This is a genomic window from Streptomyces sp. RPA4-2 (assembly GCF_012273515.2).
Classification (GTDB): domain Bacteria; phylum Actinomycetota; class Actinomycetes; order Streptomycetales; family Streptomycetaceae; genus Streptomyces; species Streptomyces kaempferi.
Genome location: NZ_CP050975.2, coordinates 9,243,678 through 9,261,450 on the forward strand (window position 1 = coordinate 9,243,678; position 17,773 = coordinate 9,261,450).

At 69.1% G+C, this 17,773-nt stretch carries 15 protein-coding genes; 7 read left to right on the forward strand and 8 right to left on the reverse strand.

The annotated features are described in order from the left end of the window. Positions 1-249 precede the first annotated feature (249 nt). The 5 genes from HEP85_RS40890 to HEP85_RS40910 all read right to left on the reverse strand — a co-directional run bounded on the left by HEP85_RS40890 (position 250) and on the right by HEP85_RS40910 (position 6,178). Entirely contained in the window at positions 250-1,485 is a 1,236-nt protein-coding gene (locus HEP85_RS40890; protein ID WP_369658052.1) for a PP2C family protein-serine/threonine phosphatase, read from the reverse strand. A gap of 550 nt (positions 1,486-2,035) precedes the next feature. Beyond that, on the reverse strand, positions 2,036-4,102 hold the full coding sequence (locus HEP85_RS40895; protein ID WP_168532314.1) for a PP2C family protein-serine/threonine phosphatase: 2,067 nt from the start codon (positions 4,100-4,102) through the stop codon (positions 2,036-2,038). 672 nt (positions 4,103-4,774) lie between these two features. Next, positions 4,775-4,906, reverse strand: coding sequence for a hypothetical protein (locus HEP85_RS40900; protein WP_282189889.1), 132 nt, complete (start codon positions 4,904-4,906; stop codon positions 4,775-4,777). Between the two features lie 92 nt (positions 4,907-4,998). Further along, positions 4,999-5,394, reverse strand: coding sequence for a GntR family transcriptional regulator (locus tag HEP85_RS40905; RefSeq protein ID WP_168532315.1), 396 nt, complete (start codon positions 5,392-5,394; stop codon positions 4,999-5,001). After that, complete coding sequence (locus tag HEP85_RS40910) at positions 5,387-6,178, reverse strand: hypothetical protein (RefSeq protein WP_168532316.1); 792 nt, start codon at positions 6,176-6,178, stop codon at positions 5,387-5,389. Before HEP85_RS40910 ends, HEP85_RS40905 begins: the two co-directional genes overlap by 8 nt. A gap of 465 nt (positions 6,179-6,643) precedes the next feature. Between HEP85_RS40910 and HEP85_RS40915 the strand changes: the two genes are divergently transcribed. From HEP85_RS40915 to HEP85_RS40930, 4 genes are all read left to right on the forward strand, one after another. Next, positions 6,644-7,627: a hypothetical protein gene (locus tag HEP85_RS40915; protein WP_168532317.1), complete on the forward strand. Its 984-nt coding sequence runs from the start codon at positions 6,644-6,646 to the stop codon at positions 7,625-7,627. Between the two features lie 43 nt (positions 7,628-7,670). Then, entirely contained in the window at positions 7,671-9,518 is a 1,848-nt protein-coding gene (locus HEP85_RS40920; RefSeq protein ID WP_168532318.1) for an HSP90 family protein, read from the forward strand. Between the two features lie 2 nt (positions 9,519-9,520). Continuing rightward, positions 9,521-12,469 carry a hypothetical protein gene (locus HEP85_RS40925; protein ID WP_168532319.1) on the forward strand — a complete coding sequence of 983 codons (2,949 nt, stop codon included), beginning with the start codon at positions 9,521-9,523 and terminating at the stop codon, positions 12,467-12,469. A 419-nt stretch (positions 12,470-12,888) separates the two neighbouring features. Beyond that, positions 12,889-13,158, forward strand: coding sequence for a hypothetical protein (locus HEP85_RS40930; protein WP_168532320.1), 270 nt, complete (start codon positions 12,889-12,891; stop codon positions 13,156-13,158). Positions 13,159-13,403: 245 nt separating this feature from the next. On the opposite strand, the gene HEP85_RS40935 is transcribed toward HEP85_RS40930, so the two are convergent. Both HEP85_RS40935 and HEP85_RS40940 read right to left on the reverse strand, forming a co-directional pair. Then, positions 13,404-13,985 carry a dihydrofolate reductase family protein gene (locus HEP85_RS40935; protein WP_168532321.1) on the reverse strand — a complete coding sequence of 194 codons (582 nt, stop codon included), beginning with the start codon at positions 13,983-13,985 and terminating at the stop codon, positions 13,404-13,406. Positions 13,986-14,051: 66 nt separating this feature from the next. Further along, positions 14,052-14,426 carry a helix-turn-helix domain-containing protein gene (locus HEP85_RS40940; protein WP_248002355.1) on the reverse strand — a complete coding sequence of 125 codons (375 nt, stop codon included), beginning with the start codon at positions 14,424-14,426 and terminating at the stop codon, positions 14,052-14,054. 98 nt (positions 14,427-14,524) lie between these two features. Between HEP85_RS40940 and HEP85_RS40945 the strand changes: the two genes are divergently transcribed. Then, positions 14,525-14,752: a hypothetical protein gene (locus tag HEP85_RS40945; protein ID WP_168532322.1), complete on the forward strand. Its 228-nt coding sequence runs from the start codon at positions 14,525-14,527 to the stop codon at positions 14,750-14,752. Between the two features lie 124 nt (positions 14,753-14,876). Then, positions 14,877-15,884, forward strand: coding sequence for an alpha/beta hydrolase (locus tag HEP85_RS40950; RefSeq protein ID WP_248002356.1), 1,008 nt, complete (start codon positions 14,877-14,879; stop codon positions 15,882-15,884). 190 nt (positions 15,885-16,074) lie between these two features. Here the strand turns inward: HEP85_RS40950 and HEP85_RS40955 are convergent, their stop codons facing one another. Beyond that, positions 16,075-16,779 carry a TetR/AcrR family transcriptional regulator gene (locus HEP85_RS40955; RefSeq protein WP_168532323.1) on the reverse strand — a complete coding sequence of 235 codons (705 nt, stop codon included), beginning with the start codon at positions 16,777-16,779 and terminating at the stop codon, positions 16,075-16,077. A 102-nt stretch (positions 16,780-16,881) separates the two neighbouring features. Between HEP85_RS40955 and HEP85_RS40960 the strand changes: the two genes are divergently transcribed. After that, positions 16,882-17,439, forward strand: a complete 558-nt coding sequence (locus HEP85_RS40960; RefSeq protein ID WP_168532324.1) for a hypothetical protein — start codon at positions 16,882-16,884, stop codon at positions 17,437-17,439. The last annotated feature ends 334 nt before the right edge of the window (positions 17,440-17,773 follow it).

Below are 17,773 nucleotides of genomic sequence, written 5' to 3' on the forward strand. Positions count from 1 at the left end.
GCAGGCTGGACGAGTGGACTGGCCCGTCTCCGTCGCCCTCGCCCAGCCTGTTCCAGCACTGCCTACCGGAGGGGGTGGGTGTTCGGGATGAAGGTCGACGGGTCTCCAGACATCTCGTGATGTCTCACTCGGGTAGATCCCAGGGCATCCCGCAGCGGCTGGGGAGGACCGGAAGTCGGGCTTCAAGGAAGAGACGCGGCGGATGAGCTACTCAGCGGCAGTCCGGCACCGTCCAGGACAGCACTCTGGTCACGGCTGCTGCTTTGTGCGGCCGGCTGAGGCTTGTTGGGCGTCCGCGCCGGAGCTGACGTGTCGTTGGGTCTCTTGGGGGCCGTGCCAGTCCAGGCACATCACGGTGGCGTCGTCCTCGAGCCGGCCCCCGGCGGCGTCCCGGACCGCGGACGTCAGCATCAACGCGGTCTCCCGCGGGTGCAGGTCCCGGGTGCGCGCCAGCAGGGCGGGCAGGTCGACCTTCTCCCCGTGCCGTTCGACCATGCCGTCGGTGAACATGAGCAGACGGTCACCATGGCGCAGATCGAGGTCCTGAACGCGGTAGGGGAGGGTCGCGAACTCGGACAGCCCGAAGGGATGGTCCACCTCGCAGGTGATCACCTCCACGGCGCCCTCGCGCATGCGCAAGGGCCAGGGATGTCCCGCGTTGACGAGCTGGGCCCGCCCGGTGCGGAGATTGATGCGCAGCAGCTGCCCGGTGGCGTGGCCTTGGCCGTGCTCAACCAGGGCCCGGTCGGCGCGGTGGGCTTGTTCGGCCAGGTCGGCTCCGGCGCGGCGGGCGCCGCGCAGGGCGCTCACCAGGACCGTGGCGGCGAGCGCGGCGTCGATGTCATGGCCCATGGGGTCGGTCACCGACACATGGAGCGCGTCCCGGTCCAGGGTGTAGTCGAAGGTGTCGCCGCTCAGGTTTTCGGAGGGCTCAAGGCTCCCGCACAGCGTGAACTGCGCGGCCTCGCACGACAGTGACAGGGGGAGCAGCTGGTACTGGATCTCCGCCGCGAGGGTGGGCGGCCTGGAGCGTTTGCCCCAGGTGTAGAAATCGGTGAAGCGCCCGTTGGCGATCACGATGTAGGCCAGGACATGGGCGGCTTCCCCGACCTCACCGAGGACCTTCTCGCCAGGGGCGGCCGGCAGGAGCAGTTCCAGCAGCCCGATCGCATCCCCCCGGTTGGTGACCGGCACGATCACCCGCTGTCCCTGGCCGGTGGCCTCCTGATACAGCCGCTGGGTACGGATCACCTCTTCGTAGACACTGCCGAACAAAGGGATCCGTTCGGCCTCCCACCCATCCTCCGCAGGGGCGGTCGACAGCCGCGCCACCGCCTTCCCCGTCAGGTCCACGATGAGGAAAGAGACCTTCGTGGCCTCGAAACGCCGCCGCAGGTCCTCCGCGATCACGTCGACCGCATCCACCGGCGCCGCCGTCTCCGCTGCCGTCAGCAACCGGGGAAGCCCACTCTGCCCACCACTCACGACCGCAGTCCCTTCCACCGCCCCGCCTACCAGCAAGAGAATCACCACGGCGAGCGCCAACACATGGAAAGTCACAATAAGTAGCGATCATTACGTTATATGTTCACGGAAGTGAGTTTTCCGCCCTCCGGTCGGACGACGGGACTTTCGCAACACGCCCTAGCCGTGCCCTAGCCGCGCAGATCGGCCCGCTGCCGGCAGCCGCCGGACCACCGCGGGAAGACCGGACCAGCGCCGGCCAGCCCTATACCGCCGTGCCGCACGGTGGGATGCGACAGCCGGCAAGTAAAGTCCGCGGTTCTAGCGGCTGGGGGTCGGGCACTGCCATCGCGCCGCGCGGAGGGGCGACGGGGTCGTGCGCAGCTGTTCAGAACAGAGGCCGGCCTCGCCCCGGTTCACTCCCAGCCGGGGCGTCTTGGAGCGCTTTCCGTTCCGGGAGATCTCACCGTTCTTCCCTGCCGGATCGTGCCGGTCATAGCCGAGGTGATCGCTCATCTCGCCTTCGAGCACGGATTCTGTCCAATCGGATGGGCTTGTCCGCAGTCGTGGATCAGTTCGTGACGTGGACCAGCAGTATGGCGATGTCGTCAGTGCGCGGGTTGAGCGAGGCATCGCCGACGAGGGTTTCGGTGAGGCTTTCGATGTCATCGTTCGGGGCATGGGCCAGTCGGCCGGCGAGGGCGCTGATGGCGTCGTCGATGTCGATGCCCGGTGCTTCGACGAGCCCGTCGGTGTAGAGCGCCAGAGTGAGGCCTGAGGGCAACGGAATGTCCACAGCCACGTAGTGGGCGTCCGCGACGATACCGAGCAGTAGTCCCGGGGGCAGTGCGAGGGCTTCCGTACGGCCGTCCGGATGGCGCAGAAGTGGCGGAAGGTGTCCGGCCGTGGCTAGGAGCGCCCGGCGCCGGACCAGATCGAGCTGGATGCAGAGGCAGCTGGCGAAGAGACCGGGATCCAAATCGCACATCACCTGGTTGGTACGGGTCAGGAGATCGTCCGGACGCATCCCCACGGCGGCGTGGGTGTGGACGGCGGTGCGCAGCTGGCCCATCAGGGCCGCGGCCCGGACGTTGTGGCCCTGGACGTCGCCGATGACCGCTGTGGCGATTGCGGTGCCACAGCGGATGAGGTCGTAAAAGTCGCCTCCGACGTCCATGCCATGAGCCGCGGGCAGGTAGCGGGCGGCGGCCCGCAGGCCGGGAACGGCGGGAAGTCGTTGCGGCAGCAGACCGGTCTGCAGGGTGCGGGCGAGATCGTCCCTGGCCTCGTGCAGACAGGCCCTGTCCAGGGCCTGGGCGACCAGTCCGGCCACTGAAACCAGGAGATTGCGCTCCGTCGGCGGGAATCGACGGGGCCGGTCGAAGGACAGTACGAGAATTCCCACTGGCCGGCCGCGGATGATCAGCGGCAGAAACGCCCACGCGTTCCTGGTGCCGTATTGGACAGCCTCCGGGTACGTCTGCTGGAACTCGTCGAAACTGGTGAAGAACAGGGGGCCGTGGCCGGTCAGGGCCTTCGCGGGCGGATTGTCGGAGGCCAGGGAGTGGCCGTCGAAGAGGGACAGGAAGGCCGTGTCGTAGCCGCGGTGGCCGACGACCCGCAGCCGCCCTTCGGACGCGGTCATCAGGACCAGGCCCGTGGCGTCGAAGGCGGGCAGGAACTGGTTGGCGATGGTCTCGGCGACGTCGCTCACCCGCACCGTCTCCGTGAGGCTTGCCGCCAGGTGCATCAACAGGTGGAACGGCTTGATCTCGGTCGCCTCCACGAAAGGCAGGACGTGCTGGTGCTGACCGGCCGGTGTCGTCCGGGGGAGGGCCGCCATGTGGACGCTGACACCGGAGGCGTCGGGGTAGAGCTCGATGGACAGGTACACATCGGGTGCACGTGTGACGTTGAACTGAGCGGGCTGGTGGCCGATGACCGTGGCACGGAACAGGTCCTCGAAGTCGGAACCACCGAGCCACCGCAGGCGCTCCCACGGTCGCGCACCCAGCAGGTCGGCCGCGCCCACTCCGAGCAGGTCGCTTGCCGCATTGCTGACAAAGGTGATCCGGCCTTCCAGATCCAGGGACATCGCCCCCGGCAGGCGCATGGCGTAGTCATGAGCCGCCAGTGCTTCGGCCTGATCCGGGGTGCGGGACCGTTCCGCTGTCAGTGCCATGGGACGCTTCCCGGGCAGCAACGGATGTCCGCGTCGCGTTGAGCGCTGCAACAACAAGCCTGCTCGGCGGCAGAACGTCTCGATCGCCGCCGCTTCCTCCGGCCTCAGACGCTTGGGATGCGAGGGTGGCCACAGCAGGCAGGCCGCGCCCTGTACGGCCGCACCGGAGAAGATCGGGGCAGCCGCCACGGCGTGTTCGGGAACCATGAGAGCGAGCCGGGGATAGTGCAGTGCCAGCTCCTCGGAGTCGCCGACCCAGACCATGCGCCTCTCGCGCGTCGCCTCGGCAGCGGGGACCGCCTCTTCCACGTGGATCCGTGCCCAGGAGGAGAGAACGGTCCAGGACGTGCCGTACAGCATCGACAACTGCAGGACAGGCTCTTTGGGGGAAAGGAGGAACAGCATGGCGCTCGAGGCGTCGGAGTCCGTCACCAGATGCCGGAAGAGACTGGCCATCTCCTTCCAGTCCCGTGCGGAGCCCGACGCAGGAGACACCACGACCGTCACCGACCTTCCTGGACGCCGGCCCCACGCTCAGTCACCGCGCACCCGGCAGGCTCCAGCCTGGTGCCGGAGCCGACCGAGAGGGCTACCCGTGCACAGGACATACTCTGACAATAGCTATCTAATTAGGTGGAAGTCTTGCAAAAAGCTCCAGCCACGCTTGGGACGCGTACACCGGAAGGGCAGTGCCGGGGCGGATGACATACGGGCATCGCCGTTCCCGGATCGGCTGCCTCCCCGGCACCTTCTCCGTGGCTCGGCAATGGGGCTTCCGGCCTTTGGGTCCGGCATGACTTCCCCTCCTGTTGTTCATGATTCGGGGGGTGTCACCGGGTCCGGAGGCATCGACGGACCGCTGATGAGGGGCTTGAGCACCGGCTTCACCCGAGCCGGAAGAGCTCTCCGTAACGTGGATGTGGCAGCTCGCCCCGGCAGAGCCGGACGAAAGCGTGATGGAGGCTGGTCGACCACGACCACGACCACGACCAGTACCGTTCCGTGCTTGGCCTGCAGCTTTGCGAACAGCTCACGGAGCTTGGGCTCGGTGTTGGGTGACGACGTCCAGGCCGAGGAAGACGCCCCGTCGCCTACCTACCGGGCCTGACGATGCGGCGGATCGCCCTTCTACCTGGGTGAGGCCAGGACGCACGCGAGGGACGGGTTCATCATCGCGGACGCGGCCCGCGGGCCGACGATCGTCTCCAGCTCGGCGATCGTCTCGTCCGCGCCGTCGATCGCCCGAAGCGTGTACGGCACTCACCGTTTCTGAGGTCATCCACCGCCGGACCCGCGGGCGGATCGTGGATGCGGCCTTCGCGCATCCTGAAAGCACATTCTGAGGGTGGTTATTACGTCGAGGAGTCCCGGTCCGGGCTCAGCGCGGCGTGGACTGCGGCCATGATGGCCTCGGTGTCGGCACCAAGTGCGTGGGCGGCAGAGGTGAAATCACGGGCGAGGGTGGTGAGTTGGGAGGCGTATGAGCGGGTCGGGCCTGCTGGGGGTGCCGCGACCCGGGAGCCCGCTCCGCGGCGGGTGCGGATCAGCTCGGCGGCTTCCAGCTCGCGGTAGGCGCGGGCCACCGTGCCCGGTGCGAGGCCGAGGTCGGTGGCCAACTGGCGCACGGTAGGCAGCCGTTCGCCCTCGGCCAGCTGGCCGGTGACGATCAACGCGCCGAGTTGCGCGCGGATTTGTGCGTACGGAGGTACCTGGCTGGCGGTGTCGACGCGGACGGCGGGTTCATTCATCGTCGGGGACCCCCTTCGTCACGTCGTCGTCGACGGCCCGGGGGGCCACCACGGTGATCAGGGACCAGGCGACGGTGAACAGGTTCAGCAGGGCCAGAGGGTAGAACACCCAGAAGGTGAGCAGGCCCATCGCACCGGCGCAGCCCGTATTCGTGAGCGAGACGGAGATCATCAGTACGGCGTACAGCTGCTGGCTCGACACCAGCAGGCCCCAGGCTCCGGTGACGGCCCATGCGCGGTCGCGACGCTGCTGTTCCCCGCCTGGTCCGTGGACGATGCGGCGCAGGGCCCACAGGCAGGTCGGGGTGGTTACGACGAGGGCGCCGAATGCCGGGAGGCTGTAGTACATGCCTGGCCAGGGGCCCAGGGATGCCGACATCCCGTTGCAGGTGATGGCGATGACCTTACCCGTGCTGAATATACGGTCGGGGTCGACGGAGGCGGTGGCGGCCGTGATGGCCAGCAGCACGGCGAGCGAGACGCCCTGAAGGGCGATCAAGGGGCCCATGCGGGGCGGTACATGGTCTCTGACCAGGCGCGGGGCGAGAGTCGCGGTGCGTACCGCGTTCTGGGGGAGCAGGGTCAGCGCGTCGGCAAGGAGAACGCCGGCCACCGCGCACAGGCCGAAGGCGGTGATGCAGAACACGACGCGCTGCTCGAACTCGACGCGCCCCAGCGTGGACAGAGCCTGTGCGGCCAGGATGCCGATGGCCAGACCCGACCAACGGGCGTAGTGGTTGGCGTGATCGAGGAAGCGGCTCTGGAACGGGGCGGTTTCGAGCATAGGGAGATCCCCTCAGATCATCTTGTACCGAGCAGCCAGCACAAGATGCCGCACTTCACGTCTTGTGTCAAACACTCGATACAAGGTGGTGCAGGGAGAGGTGCATTCTGACGGGAGGCAGCCCTTTGAGCTCGTAAGGCGATCACGATCGTGTTGCGAGCTCAAAGCGTTCGACGATGTCTGCGGGGCAGGACGAGCGCTTCGTAAGGTTGGCCAACTCGACGGCCTCGGGTGTGGCTTTCGGCCTCCCGACGCGCCGACCGTGGCCAACCGGCTCCATGTGTGCGCTGCGAACCCCTCAGACCTACGACGTCGTCAGCAACGACGCCTGGCTTCCGTCGAGTCCGCCACGCTTCCCTCCGCACGAGGGCGTGCTCGAACGACTCCCGTACACGCCGCTCACCTGTCGGTGGGGCCGCTTATGCTGCACCGAAACGATCACGCAGGACCTGGGGAGGGCGCGGCATGTTCGAGAGATTGTTGAGCGGGCGAAGAGAGAGACCGGCGGATCCGCACGCCTCGCGCGCACCGCGCAGACTCATGAACGGGATGTATAGGCTGCGCGCGCTCGGCGATACCCGGGTGCTCGCGCTGACGGAGGCGGCCCGCTCCGGTGACTGGACGGCGGTCAAGGCAGCACTCACCCCGTTCGATCTCGGACGTGACGACCAGGTCCTGGGTGAACTGGCCGACCTGAACGGTGTGGAGGACTGGATCGGCCGTGCCGTCGAGGGGGACAAGGAGCACCGGGCGACCGCCTTGCTGATATCCGGCGCACGCCACGTCGTCTGGGGCTGGGAGGCACGTACTCGCGCGATGGCCGCGGACGTGACGCCCGGACAGTGGCGGGTCTTCGGTGAGAGGCTCCGCATTGCCGAGGATCAGTTGCTGGAGGCGGCGGAGCTGCGGCCGGACTGGGTCACCCCGTGGCGTCGCCTGCTGACCTCCGGCCGCGGCATCTCGGTCGGCCCCGCTGTCAACGAGACCCGCCTTGATGCGGCCCTGCGCCGCGACCCGCTGGACCTGGAGACCCACGTCGAGTGGGTGTCGTACCTCCAGCCCCGCTGGAACGGCAAGCCCGGCGAGGCCCTGGCGTTCGCGCGCAAGGCGTTCGCCGGTGCGCCCGACGGCCACCGCCTCGGCTGCGTGATCGCCGTCGCACACATCGAGGACTGGGTCGAGTCCGACCACAAGACTTGCCTCATCACCCCCGAGATCCAGGACGAGTTGCTGGACGTCGCCGAGCGCAGCATCCTCCACCCCGCCTATGTGCGCCGCCCGGTCTGGCAGCAGGACTTCAATGCCTTCGCCATGGCGCTCTCCCTGGCTTCGGAGCGGATCGCGTCGCCGATCGTCTTCCGCGAGCTGGGCGGCGCGTACACCACGTGGCCGTGGCGGTACATGGCGGAGCCGGAAAAGATGTACGCCCGCGCCCGGCGCAACGCCTGAGCCCCGCACCCTGCCCGCCGCTCATCTCACCCCGGACTGCCCGATGACTTTGTCCCACACTCCTTCGAGCCCGGCCGGCGCCGACCGCACCTTCCAGGTGGATCTGCGCGGCCTCGTCGACCTCCTCTCCCACCACCTCTACTCCAGCCCCCGCGTCTACCTGCGGGAACTCCTCCAGAACGCGGTTGACGCGCTGACCGCGCGGCGCGGTGTCGAACCGGGCGCCGCCCCCGACGCGTTCGGTATCCGTCTGTACGCCGATGGTTCGGTGGTGCGGGTGGAGGACGACGGCGTCGGCCTCACCGAGGACGACGTGCACCGCTTCCTCGCCACGATCGGCCGCAGCAGCAAGCGCGCCGAGCAGATCGCCGCACAACGTGCCGAATTCATCGGCCAGTTCGGCATCGGTCTTCTCTCCTGCTTCCTGGTCGCCGACGAGATCCACGTCCTCAGCCGGTCCGCCCGCACACCCGGCGCCCCGGCCGTGGAGTGGCGGGGCCGCGGCGACGGCAGCTACACCGTCCGCACCCTGCCCGCCTCCGCCCGACCCCGGCCCGGCACGACTGTCACCCTGACGCCCCGCGCCGACGCCGGAGAGTGGACCCGCCCGGTCCAGGTGCAGGCGCTCGCCCGGCACTTCGGATCCCTGCTGCGGCACCCAGTGACCTTCGACGACGGCTCGGGCGGCCCCGGCGCAGCCGTCAACCCCGAGCCCGCCCCCTGGGCGCGCACCTACCCCACGCCGGGAGCTCGCTCCCGCGCGCTGGCCGCCTACGGCGAGGAGATCTTCGGGTTCACACCCCTGGACACCATCGACCTGGACCTTCCCGCGGTGGGCCTGAAGGGCATCGCGTGCATCCTCCCCGAGACGGTCCCCGCCGGACGCCGTCACGGCCACCGCGTGCACGTCAAGGGCATGCTGCTGTCCGAGCAGGCCGAGGAACTCCTGCCCGAATGGGCCTTCTTCGTCCGCTGCGTGATCGACGCCGAGAGCCTGCGCCCGACGGCCTCCCGCGAGTCCCTCTACGAGGACGACACCCTTGCCGCGGTCCGTGACGCCCTCGCCGGACGACTGCGCGACTGGATCGCGCGGACCGCCGCCAGCAACCCGGACCTCCTCGGCCGCTTCCTCCAGGCCCACCACCTGGCCGTGAAATCCCTGGCCGTGCACGACGACGAGATCCTGCGCATGCTGCTGCCGTGGCTGCCGTTCGAGACCACCGACGGACACGCCACCCTGGACGAGTTCGCGCGCACCCACCGCACCGTGCTCGTGACCTCCAGCGTGGAGGAGTTCCGGCAGGTCGCCGCGATCGCCGCGGCCGCCGGCCTCGGCGTCGTCAACGGCGGCTACACCTACGACCGAGAACTGGTCCACCGGCTGCCGGAGATCAGATCCGAGGTCACGGTCGACGACCTCGACCCGGCCACACTCACCGCCCACCTCGACCCCGTCGAACGCGAGACGGAACTGGCCGCCGCGCCCTACCTCGCCCTGGCCCGGGACGCGCTCGCCGTCTTCGACTGCGACGTCGCGTTGCGCACCTTCCAGCCGGCCTCCGCGCCCGCCCTCCTCCTCGACAGCCGCGAGGCCCGGCACGAGCGCACCCGCTCCCAGCTCGCCCGCGAACAGCAGGGCGGCGTCTGGGGCGACATCCTCGGTCACCTGCGCCAGGAGGCCCCGCGGGCCCAGCTGATCCTCAACCAGCTCAACCCGCTGGTACGCACCGCGGTCACCATCGACGAGCCCGAACTGGCCCGCACCAGCGCCGAAGCCCTCTACGGGCAGGCCGCGATGCTGTCCCGGCGCCCGCTGCGACCGGCCGAATCGAGCCTCATCAACCGCTCCTTCCTCGACCTCCTCGCCCACGCCCTGCGCAAGGACAACTGACGATGCCGACCGCACCCCAGACCACCGACGAGCTGTACCAGGCGCTCCAGGACAACGACCGGCGCCCGTACGGCCGAACCCGCACCGTCACCGCCGAAAGCCTCGCCGAGGCCGCCGAGCTGTTCGCCGAACCCCTGCCGCTGGTGCGCGCCCTGCTAGAACTCCAGGAGGCGTACACCTACGGCTCCGAACCCCGTAAATCCCCGGTCGTCTTCGCCCGGTTGCTCAACCTGTTCGACGAGCAGCCCGACGTGTTCGACGAGCAGCTGCGGCACGCGCTGTTCTGGCGCTTCAAGTGGGTGGCCAACGCACTGGTCGCCCTGCCCGAGATGCCCCTGCCCAGCCTCCGCCAGTGGCTGACCGAGATGCGCGACCGGTATGAGAAGGCCGGCCTCGCGCTCCAGCCCTACTACGGACAGGCCTACCGGCTGGCCGCACACACCGGTGAGGACACCGACCTCGCCTTCGAACTGTGGGCGGGCCGCACCCGCACGCAGCTCAGCGACTGCGAGGCCTGCGAAATCTGCGAGCGCGCCCTCTACCACCTCGCGGCGGACGACGACGAACGGGCGCTGCGCGTCTGGCAGCCTGTCCTGGACGGACAGGAGTCCTGCCAGGAGGAGCCCGCCCGTTCCGTGTCGTACGCGCTGCTCCCGCTGCTGCGCACCGGCGGCGCCGACAGGGCGCGCGAGCTGCACCTCACGGGTTACCGTGCCTGCCGCCGCAACCCCTCGATGTCCAGCGAGGTCGGCCGCCACCTGGAATTCTGCGCCCTCACCGGCAACGAGGCCCGCGGTCTGGAACTCCTCGCAGAGAACCGGAACCTGTTCGACGACGTCGACTCACCCCTGGACCTGCTCGGCTTCCTCACCGGCGTGGAGGTCCTCCTCCAGCGTGTCGAGCTCCTCGGCCACGGAGAACTGCCCACGCCCGGCTACGCGGGCCGCACCTGGACAGTGTCCGGTCTGCGCGCCGAGGTACGAGACCGCGCCGACGACCTCGCCGCACGCTTCGACGCCCGCAACGGCACCAGCACCCACACCGACCGGCGACGGGACCGCCTCGGCCGCGCACCCCTCCTGGCCACACTCGAACTGACCCTGCGCACCCGCACCCTCGATGACGTGGCCCCGGCAGCTGTCCCCGCCACCACTCCCGCCGCCGCGGTCGCCCACACCGAGTCGCCGTCCGAACTCATCGCGCGCGCCCGAGAGTTGGATGAACAGGGACACCCGGACGCGACGGCTTGCTGGGCTCGGCTGCGGGTCCTCGTCGCAGACCCCGGCTGGATCCACCCCGACGACCCGGCCCTGGGACCGCCGGCCCGGCTCCAGGCGGACCTGCTGGACGACGAGGCAGGCCTGGAGGGCGAGAAAGACCGGTTCGCCGAAGCGATCGCCCTCTACGAGCGGGCCGCGAGCCTCTACGACGAAGCGGGGGTACCGGGCCACGCCGTCCTCGCCCGCGCCTGCACCCGGCTCCCCGCCGTCGAGATCTCCGAGGAGCGGGCCGACGACGACGCGAAGGCCACCGCGCTCGCCAACGTCCACACCGACCTCGTCCGGCTGCACGAGGAGACGCCCGGCCTCGCCCCCCACCTCGAGGCCCGACTGCTGCGACTGCGGGCGACCGTGCTCGGCATACGCTTCCAGACGTCGCGAGACGACGAGCACAAGGCGCCCGTACTTGCCGAAACGGACCTGCTGCTCGCCTTCGCCACCCAGCACGAAATCGCCGGCCAGATCTCCGGCGCCCACCTGCTGCGAGCCAACACTCACGCGCTCGCCGGTGACCTGTCTACAGCGACCGCGGAGATCGACCGCCTCCTCGACCGACTGAGGGCAAACGGCCCGGCCTGGCACCTGCCCCGCGCTCTCGGCCTGCGCGGCCGTATCCAGCTTCGCCAGAAGGACGCAAAGGCCGCGCACGCAGACCTCACCGAGAGCTTGCGACTGGCCGCCGACTGGCCCTCGCTCACCGCCGGCGCGGCCCGCCTCCACGCAGATCTGGCCGAAGCATCCATGCGACTGGGGCGGCCCGAAGAGGCGCTGCGGCACCTGACCCGCTCCGCGGAACTGGATTTGCGCCACGGCAGCCGCACCGACGCGTTCTGCACCTACAGCAACGCGGCACAGCTCAGCCTCGACGCGGGCCACGTCGAGGACTGCATCGCACTGCTCGACTCCCTCCTGGCCGAACCAGACGTCGCCGCAGGGGAGATGGACGACCGCCTCGTCGCCCAGTTGCGCCTCACCCGGGCCCGTGCGTTGCACGCGGGAGAGGACCTCAAGGCCGCCACCGCCGAGCTCGCCGCCCTCGCAGCCGAGTCGGCCGGCTGGGACGACGACCCAGGAAGCCACGCCATGATCGCCGCCGAGACCGCCGTACTCCTCGCCGAGTCCGGCGAGTTCGACCGGGCTCGTGAAGCCGCGGACCAGGCGCTCGCCGCGCACGCCCGGTCCCCACGCTACGAACAACTCAGCAGCAGCCTGCGCGAACTCGCCCGGCTCCAGGCCGAACAGCAGGGCGCCGAGGGCCTGGCCGGTGCCCTCGCCCTGCTCGCCGACGCGGGCCGTGTCGCCGACGAGGCCCGCGCCGCGGGGTACGAGGCCCGCGGCCGCTCCCTGGACAGCGCCCTCGCCTACGAACGGGGGCGGGTCAATGCCTATGCCCATGAGTACGAGGACGCCCTGTCCTCCCTGGACCGGGCCCTCGCTCTGCTCGGCGAACCGAGTCCCGGGAAGGACGAAGACACCGGTGAGTGGGCCGAGTGCGTCCGACTCGCGGCCTTCGTGGAGGGTACATACCTGAAACGCCCCGCCCCCGCCCTGACCCGCCTGAATGAGGCCGTGTCCCGCCTCGACGCCCTCGGTCACACGGAGAACATCGAGCGACTGGCTGCCCTGGCGGGCCGATTGCGCGACCTGGAGCCGGGGGCGGCCCCCGCGTGAGCGGGGAGCAGATCGTCGCCGCTTGACGAAGTCCGAAGACGGCACCATCGAGGGGAAATCTGTCGCTGGCAGGCGACGGTCACGGTGTGTTCGAGTCGGACTTCGTCTTCCGGGTCAGGCCGTCGCCCGGTCCTTCAGCAACAGGTTGCACGGCCGGCCCTGGTGGAAGGCGTCTGCTCGTCGAGCTGCACCCGGGTCACCAGCGGCATTCCCCGAGGGGCCTTGATGGACGAGTGCCTGCCGCCGCAGATCATCAGGGCCGTGAACGGCTCCTTCTGCGGCTGGGGTGCGAGAGGCCGGAGCGGGTCCGTCACCCGATTCCTGCTTTGCTGCTCAGCACCATATGATCACGCCACGCACGAACCTGTGGGGGGCGGATCAGCTTGCAATCGATCGAAAGTCGCTTCGGAGGGAAGAGGTTGACGGTTCTCATCGTCGCGCTTGTCTTTGTCTCGGCCGTCGTCGGATTCCTCAGAAGCAACGTCATGGACGGCGGCCCGCCGTCTTGCGTGCAGGACTATGCCAGCGGCTACAACATCGCTGGTGGGTATGACACGAACAAGGCTGCCTACTGCGTCGATGCGATCGAAAAGTGGTGTGCCGACAACCACCCCGAAGACCCGGAGAGCTGTTCGAAAGCCGTCGAGACTGACGGTGACGACCGCAACGTGGGAAAGAAGCAGAGGTAGGAGCGGGGTCCGACGGCCGACAGGCGCGAACAATCTTGCCGCGGGCCGCGGGTGCAGGGGAGTGCGCCGGCCCGGGGTGTGCTCTCCCGACGGCTAGCTGGGCAGCGTCCCTCCGGCGAATGGTCACTCCTCGACCGGGCGGCGGCGGAACCTCACCTACGAGGAGACCGAAGCCTTCTGGGCCTTCGCCGCGATCGAGGTCTTATCGTCCGCAGTGGACTTCATCGCGTACCCGCTCAGATCGGTCAACGGCGCACCCGATAGCGCAGGTGAAGCACCCGGTTGCCCTCAATCACCACGTCAGGATCCTCCAACAGGTGCTGCGCGTCGACCGACCCGAAGTAGCGCTTGCCGGACCCGAACACCACGGGTACGACGTCCATGCGCACCTCGTCGATCAGGCCCGCGGCAAGCACCTGGCCACCGACGTCGCCAGCGGCGACCTCGACCAGCCGGTCACCCGCAAGCTCCTGCGCCTTGGCCACCGCCGCCTCGACGCCGTCGACGAAGTGAAACGGCGCCTCGGGGTCCCAGCCCTCGGGCTCCGGCCGGTGCGTCACGACGACCACGTGGTCGATCCCGCCCGGAGGCTTCCCGTCCCAGCCGTCCGTCATGTCGAAGACGTGGCGGCCGACGACTGTCACCCCGATCTGGTCCCAGTACGGCCGGGTGTAGTCGTAGGACGTCTGCGACACCTTCACCTCGCCGCTCTCGTCCAACCGGACGTCACCGCTGGACAACCAGTCGAACAGCGGTCCGGGCTGGTCATTCTCGTCCGCGACGAAGCCGTCCACCGACACCGAGCTGTACATGACCACCTTGCCCACGGCGCTCTCCTCTGCTTTGGGGTGCCCCCAAATTAGCGTGTCGTGAGCTGACGCACTCGTAAGAAATCAATCGGCCGACAGCGGCCGGCTGTCCAGCGCGTGGCCGGGATGTTCGCGCAGGAACAGCCGCCGGACTTCGACGTGCCGGATCGGCGTGAGCCCGGTGAACGCCCGGAACTCGCCGCCGAAGTGGGCCTGGTCGAAGTGGCCCGCGCCACCGGCGAGGTCGCCCCAGTCGATCGGTCCGGCGGGGTCGATCGCGAACACGGTGGCGGCGAAGCGGTAGTTGCGGGCCAGTCGCTTCGGTGTGACGCCGATGAGCTCCTTGAACCGCTGTGCCAGATGAGTGCTGCTGACACCGGCTGCCACGCTCAGGTCGCCGATCGCCACCGCCCCGCTGGTCGCGGCGATGACGATGCTCGTACCCGACCCTTTGGCCACTCCTCCTCGAACGCGGCGGCCGGGTAGCTGCGGCCATCGTCTCCACGACGGAGGAGCAGCACCTCGACATCCACCGAACCTATGACGAGGTGACAGGGATGCTGTCGCCATGGCGCGCGACAGGAAACGATGGCGAGAAGCTTGCGGACGCCCTGGAGCGGCTGACGACCGTGCTGGTGGAGCACCTCGCCGAGCTGATTAAAGAGCTACTTGCTCAAGCGCCTCCGCCGGCTCGCGTGATCCTGCCGCGACTTGGACCGCGTCTCTACGCTTCGCGAGCCAAGCGTGTGTACGCAACGCCCACGCCGCCGCGAATCGGCGCCTGAGCGGCCGTTGGCTTTTCCGCGAAGTACATGCGGGCCTGTGCGTCTCGCAGATGACACGTGAACGACCGCGACGTCACCATCAAACCCACTGAGTGTCGTGACCTGCACTTTCCGGGAGTGAGGCGTGGGCGTTGTGGCCCCAGGTGCTGATGCGGCGGCATGGCGCTACCGTCGTGTGGAGAACCAGGGGCGTGTCGTCCGGTCGGCAGCGCGTTTCGATTTCGATGTGCTTGTCCGCCGTTCTTTTTTATGGATGCGTTCCCTCCGGTGGACAAGGAGGATTCCGATGGCGTCCCTTACACGACCGCGGTATCTCCCGATGACTCTGGCGGCCGCCACGATCGCCGTCACCTGCATGGTTGCTGCGGTCCCGCCAGGCGACGCCGCGAAGGCGGGAACAGCCGGCAAACAAGTGAAGCCTACCGTCGTCCTCATCCATGGGGCGTGGGCGGACACGTCGAGCTGGAACGGCGAGGTCAGTCTCCTGCGGAAGGCGGGTTACACGGTGCGTGCCATCGGCAACCCGCTGCAAAACCTGACCACCGACGCGCAGACGGTGAAGGACTTCCTCAAGAGCATCAAGGGCCCGATCGTCCTGGCGGGACACTCCTACGGCGGTTCGGTCATCACGAACGCCGCGCAAGGGGTCAGCAACGTCAAGGCCCTCGTCTACGTGGACGCGGCAGCGCCGGCGGTCGGAGAGACCACAGGGCAGCTCAGCGGTCCGACGTCCGTGCTGACGAAGAAGCCGCCGTCCGATCTGTACGACGCGGTACCGTACGCGAACGCGCCCTCCAAGGCTTCGGCGTTGTACCTCAAGGAGAACGTCTTCGTCACGAAGTTCGCGAGCAGCGTGCCGCATGAACAGGCCGTAAACCTCTGGGCCACCCAGCGCGCCGCCACCACCGTGGCCTTCCAGACCCCGTCCAAGTACGCGGCGTGGAAGACGATTCCTTCCTGGTACTTCATCAGCAGCGGGGACCAGATCATCACCCCGGACTCGGAGAAGAAGATGGCGCGCCGCGCCAACTCGAAAGTCACGATCTACAACGGTGGTTCGCATCTGACCTTGGTGTCGGACCCCGCCGCGGTCACGAAGGTGATCCGGGCGGCGATCTCGTCCGTGAAGTGATGTAGCGCGGTAGCGCGATGCGCGGGCCCATGTGGTGCTCACCGGCTGATTGCCGGCGAGCACCACATCCGGACTGCTCCACTCCGTGGTGGCCGCGCCGGCCGACGAGGCCTCGCCGCTCAACACCGTGTGTCAGCCGCCGCGGGAGCCCGCTCCGCGCTCGACGCGGCCGGTCGCGCCCCGACCGTGGTTACGCGCTGGGCGGCGAGCACTCGATGTCGGAGACGGAGACCGTGGTGGCCGCCGAGGACGCCTGGCCGGGTGCGGAGGCGGTGTGCTCGTCGAGCCCACGGGCGGTGTGGATCCGCAGCAGTCCTTCGATGCCGCGCAGCAGGGTCTCGCCGGCCGGGACGGGGTCGCCGAGGTAGCCGGCGCTCATCGCGCCGTCGCGGAGCATGACGAAGTGCCGCCCGGCGTGCTCGGCCTGCGCGGCCGTGATCTCGGCGAACAACCCGGTGATCGTCCGCAGGAACCACTCGCGGTGTTGCACCACGGCACGGTGGACCGGGTGGTCGGGATCGGGGAACTCCGCCGCCGCGTTGAGGAAGGCGCATCCGCGGTAGCCGGGCGAGCGGATCTGCTCGACCAGGGACGCACCGATGCCCCGCAGGATGCCGTCGGGCGGCACTTCCGCGGCCATCAGGGAGCCGACCTGGGCGCGGACCGCCTGGTCGACACTTCCGATGTAGGCGACCGCAAGGTCTTCCTTGCTGCGGAAATGGCGGTAGAAAGTGGCGTTGGTGATTTTCGACTCGGCGACCAGGCGGTCGACGCCCACCGTGTGGATGCCCTCCGCGTAGAAGAGCTGCCCGGCGGTCCTCAGGAGCCGCTCCCGGGCCTCGGAGACTCTCCTGCCGGTGCCTGTGCCGGCTTCCGTCCGTGTCATGTCCCCCATAGTAGCGGGTAGAACGCTCTCTCTTGTTTTGAGGGAAGGGATGTGCCAGGCTCCAGACAAGAGAGATCGTTCTCTCTACCTCACACTCACTTGGAGAACCCCATGGCATCCGCCGCCTCCGCCGAGCACGTCGGCGCCACGCCCGCCCTGCGACGGCTGTACGTCAGCCGCTTCTTCTTCGCCGCCGCGTGGGCGGCGCTCCTGCTGGTGTCCGGCTCCGACCTCACCACCGGGGCCAAGGTGCTGCTGTTTCTCTATCCCGCCTTCGACGTGGTCGCGGCCGTCGTCGACTTCAGGTCGGCGGGCGCTGCCGGGCCGGTCAAGGGCCTGTACGCCAACATGGCCATCAGCGCGCTCGCCGCCGTCGGCGTCGCGGTCGCCAGTGCCTCGGGCGTCGCCGACGTGCTGCGCGTCTGGGGCGCGTGGGCGGTGGTCTCCGGCCTGGTCCAGCTCCTCGTCGGCATCGCGCGACGGCCGATGGGCGGCCAATGGGCCATGATCGTCAGCGGTGGCATCTCGGTGCTGGCCGGCGCCTCCTTCATCCGGGACGCCTCACAGGACGACCCCTCGCTGACCTCCCTCGCCGGCTACGCCACGCTCGGAGGGATCTTCTTTCTCGTCTCGGCGTTCCGCCTGTCGCGCTCGACCCGCAGGGGCTGACCGGTGGAGAGGATCGCGGCAACCGGACGCGGCGCGCGAGTCGGGACGTCCGACAGGGTCCGGCTCGGCGACAGGCCGGTGCGGCGGAGGGCGTTCGGCGCCAGGTGCGCGGGGCACAGGCGCTGACGGCCGGCTTTGGCCGCTGGAGCCCGCACTGGCTGCGATCTGTTCCGGCGCCCGGACCATCCCCGCGGGCACGGGGAGCAGGCCCCGGTACCGGCACCGGGTCGGGCGACCACAAGCTCGCTGCTCCCCGCGCACGCGGGGACAACTGATCGCCGGTGGGGTCCGGCTCTCTCCCTCTCGGCACCGCCTACAACGACGGCGACGTGGT

Bases quoted from the DNA above. Each gene is read 5' to 3' on its own strand.
- HEP85_RS40895 (WP_168532314.1), bottom strand. From the start codon at position 4,102: ATGGCCAGTCTCTTCCGGCATCTGGTGACGGACTCCGACGCCTCGAGC.
- HEP85_RS40905 (WP_168532315.1), bottom strand. From the start codon at position 5,394: ATGAATGAACCCGCCGTCCGCGTCGACACCGCCAGCCAGGTACCTCCG.
- HEP85_RS40910 (WP_168532316.1), bottom strand. From the start codon at position 6,178: ATGCTCGAAACCGCCCCGTTCCAGAGCCGCTTCCTCGATCACGCCAAC.
- HEP85_RS40915 (WP_168532317.1), top strand. From the start codon at position 6,644: ATGTTCGAGAGATTGTTGAGCGGGCGAAGAGAGAGACCGGCGGATCCG.
- HEP85_RS40920 (WP_168532318.1), top strand. From the start codon at position 7,671: ATGACTTTGTCCCACACTCCTTCGAGCCCGGCCGGCGCCGACCGCACC.
- HEP85_RS40925 (WP_168532319.1), top strand. From the start codon at position 9,521: ATGCCGACCGCACCCCAGACCACCGACGAGCTGTACCAGGCGCTCCAG.
- HEP85_RS40945 (WP_168532322.1), top strand. From the start codon at position 14,525: ATGCTGTCGCCATGGCGCGCGACAGGAAACGATGGCGAGAAGCTTGCG.
- HEP85_RS40955 (WP_168532323.1), bottom strand. From the start codon at position 16,779: ATGGGGGACATGACACGGACGGAAGCCGGCACAGGCACCGGCAGGAGA.
- HEP85_RS40960 (WP_168532324.1), top strand. From the start codon at position 16,882: ATGGCATCCGCCGCCTCCGCCGAGCACGTCGGCGCCACGCCCGCCCTG.